Here is a 3,835-nt window from a genome sequence, read left to right on the forward strand (position 1 = left end):
CGCCCCCTCCGACGCCCGCTCCGACGCCCGCTCCAACGCCTGCTCCGACGCCCGCTCCAACGCCTGCTCCGACGCCTGCTCCGACGCCCGCGCCGACGCCCGCACCGACACCCGCACCGACTCCTGCGCCAACGCCCGCACCAACGCCTGCGCCGACTCCCGCGCCGACGCCTGCACCGACGCCTGCACCGACGCCTGCGCCGACTCCCGCGCCGACGCCTGCACCGACGCCTGCGCCGACGCCTGCACCGACGCCTGCGCCAACGCCTGCGCCAACGCCTGCGCCAACGCCTGCTCCGACGCCTGCACCGACGCCTGCACCGACGCCTGCACCGACGCCTGCGCCTACGCCCGCCCCGACGCCGGCACCGACACCCGCACCGACGCCCGCACCGACGCCCGCACCCACACCCGCACCCACACCCGCACCGACACCCGCACCCACCGCTGCGCCCGTCACATCAGCACCCGTCCCGTCGATCCCGGTCATCGACACCGCGACGGATGCGGCACCGCAGGCAACACCGCAGTTCGTGTCCCTGCTCGTGCGCGACCTGGAGAACACCGTCCTCAACGCACCCACCCTCAAGACCGAAGTGGCCGCCATCGACAAGCCCGCAGCACCGAGCGAAATGCGCTGCACCCCCGAAGCCGCCGTGCCGGTCACCGTCCGCGCGGCCCCGGTCACCACCATCACGGGCGGTGGCCTGGTGAACGTACCGACCACGCGCCGCATGGGCGGCCCGGCCGGCGTCGTGTTGCCGCCGCCCCAGGACACCGACTCGCTGTTCGACGACGCCGAGAAGTGTCGTGCGGGCGACGACAACGGTTGCGCCAAGCCGCGCTGAACCGGCAGCGAAGTACCCGACATGCGGCCCCAACACAAACTCCTCCGCTTCGGCCAGCGCACGCTGTGCGTCGCCATGGCCGGCTGCTTCGGCGGCAGCGTGGTCGCGCAACCCATCGGCGCCACGGCCATCCACGGCACGGCGAACGTCACGCAGCAAGGCCCGCGCACGGTCGTCACGACCACCAACGGCCCCGGCACGCAACACTCGGCCATCGACTGGCGCAGCTTCAGCGTGCCGGGCGGCACGAGCGTGTGGTTCGCGCAGCCGAATGCGGTGAGCACGTCGATCAACCGCGTGCTTGGCGGCACGCGCAGCGAGGTGTTCGGCAACCTGGGTTCCAACGGCCGCCTCGTGCTCGTCAACCCCGCGGGCATCGCGTTCGGTGCGAACGCGAGCGTGGACACCGCAGGATTCACCGCGTCGACGCTCTCGATGTCGCGCTCGGATGCCATCGCCGGCCGCATGCGGTTCGGCGACCTGTCGGCATCGGCCGGCGCACTGCAGGTCGACGGCAAGATCGTCGCGCGCAAAGGCGACGTCGTCCTCATCGCCCCCGACATCTCGACCGGCCCGCAAGCGATCGTCGAAGCCGTCAACGGCGACACCGTGCTCGCCGCCGGCCAGAAGGTCGAGATCACCGGCCGCGGCATCGAGGGCATCCGCCTCGAGGTACGAGCGCCGCAAGATCGCGCGGTGAACCTCGGCACCCTGCGCGGCGACTCGGTCGCGATCTTCGCGAGCCAACTGCGCCACAGCGGCGTGATCCAGGCCACCAGCGCGAAGGTGGAAGGCGGCAAGGTGGTGCTGGAGGCCGCGAAGTCGGCGGAGGTGTCGGGCAGCATCGTCGCATCGCGCCCCGATCAAGGCGGCGCGATCCACGTCACGGGCGAGCAGCTCGTGCTGAAGGCCAGCGCCACACTCGACGTGAGCCACCTGCATGGGCGAGGCGAGATCCTCGTCGGCGGCGGCTTCCAGGGCAACGACGCGCGCATCCGCAACGCGCAGTGGGTGGACGTCGAGCCGGGCGTGCAGCTCAAGGCCGACGCGAAGCTCTCCGGCATCGGCGGCGACGTGGTGGTGTGGAGCGACGACATCACGCGCTTCCGTGGCGCGATCTCCTCGCGCGGCGCGGGCGGCGCGATGGGCGGGTCGGCCGAGGTGTCCGGCCGCCGGCAACTCATCTTCCGCGGCAAGGCGGACCTCGGCAGCGACACCGGCGCCTCCGGCAAGCTGCTGCTCGACCCCGCAACCGTCACGATCCGCGGTGGCACCGGCGACGGCAGCGACGGCAACCTGTCGTCCAGCAGCTTCGGCGACCTGCTCGGCAACCTCGGCCAGGTGCTTTCCGCGCTCGGCCCGAGCAGCTACACGATCTACCAGAGCGAGCTGGAAGGCCTGAACGCCAACATCGACATCCAGGCGACGCAGCAGATCGGCGTGTCGGGCACCTTCAGCAACGGCATGCTGCGGCTGAACCCGAACGTGGACCTGCGGCTGCAGACCGTGACCGGGCCTGCGGGCGGCATCGACACGCGCGGCATGCCGATCCGCACGCAGGGCAGCGGCAAGGTGGAGATGCTCACGGCATCGGCCGGCCAGAACATCGCCACCGACGACATCCAGACGCAGGGCGGCGGCATCCGGCTCGAAGCCGCGGCGGCGCAGGTGTCGCTGGGCAGCGCATCGCTCTCGTCGAGCAATGGCGCGATCACGCTGCGGGGCAACCCGGCTTCCGGCTACGGCGTGGCGCTCGACGGCACGACGCTGAACTCCGGCGGCGGCGACGTGACGATTTCGTCGGCGGCGTCGCTGCGGGTCAAGGACACATCGATCGTCACGACCTCGGGAGCGCTCACGTTCTCGTCGACGGGCGGCAGCGTCGATTTCAGCGGCAACCAGGGCATCCGCTCGGCGGCGACGGTCTCGGCTTCCGCGATCAACATCGCAGGCACCCTGACGCTCGCTGCGAACGTGACCGCCTCGTCAGGCGCCAACATACAGAACACGGGCACGCTGCGGCTCGCGGCGCCGGCGACGTTCTCTTCTTCGGGTGGCAGCCTGACGACCGCATCGGGCGGGAAGGTCGAAGGGGTCGGGACGATCGTCCTCAACGGGGGCACGTTCACGTCGAACGGCGAGCTCAAGCCCGGGACCAGCACCGGGCCCGGCGGCGACATCCGCGTCGTGGGCAACCTGGTGCTGGGCTCGACATCCAAGGTGCATCCGGATGTGTGGGGCGCGACGAGCTACGACCGCGTGCTGGTCACCGGCACGGCGCAGATCGCGGGCGACTTCGATGCGCATGCGCATGGTGGCTACACGCCGTCGCCGACGGACCAGTATGCGTTCGTGCAGGCGGGCGGCGGGATGAGCGGCACGTTCACGCGGACGTCGTTGGGCGACTTCCCCGGGTTCACGTTCCAGTATTCGCCGACGCAGATGGTTCTCGCGAAGCCTGCGCCGACGCCTGCGCCGACGCCTGCACCGACGCCTGCACCGACGCCTGCACCGACGCCTGCACCGACGCCTGCGCCGACTCCTGCGCCGACGCCTGCTCCGACGCCTGCTCCGACGCCTGCTCCGACGCCTGCACCGACACCTGCACCGACACCTGCACCGACACCTGCTCCGACGCCCGCACCAACGCCTGCTCCGACGCCCGCGCCGACGCCTGCACCGACACCCGCACCGACGCCTGCACCGACGCCCGCTCCAACGCCCGCTCCAACGCCCGCTCCGACGCCTGCTCCGACGCCTGCACCGACGCCTGCACCGACGCCTGCACCGACGCCCGCTCCAACGCCCGCTCCAACGCCCGCTCCGACGCCTGCTCCGACGCCTGCACCGACGCCTGCACCGACGCCTGCACCGACGCCTGCACCGACGCCTGCACCGACACCCGCACCGACGCCTGCGCCGACCCCTGCACCGACGCCTGCGCCGACGCCCGCACCGACGCCTGCGCCGACGCCTGCGCCGACGCC

The 3,835-nt window shown here is 72.0% G+C and carries 1 protein-coding gene and 1 pseudogene; both read left to right on the forward strand.

What is annotated here, in order from left to right:
* Nucleotides 1–848: pseudogene (locus H8R02_RS29885) on the forward strand (hypothetical protein); the annotation flags it as partial.
* 21 nt (nucleotides 849–869) lie between these two features.
* Nucleotides 870–3,835 (forward strand): two-partner secretion domain-containing protein (locus H8R02_RS29890; RefSeq protein WP_187085661.1); only part of this gene is annotated, 2,966 nt, incomplete at its 3' end.

Source organism: Ramlibacter albus, from assembly GCF_014297445.1.
In the GTDB taxonomy this organism is placed as follows: Bacteria; Pseudomonadota; Gammaproteobacteria; order Burkholderiales; family Burkholderiaceae_C; genus Ramlibacter; species Ramlibacter albus.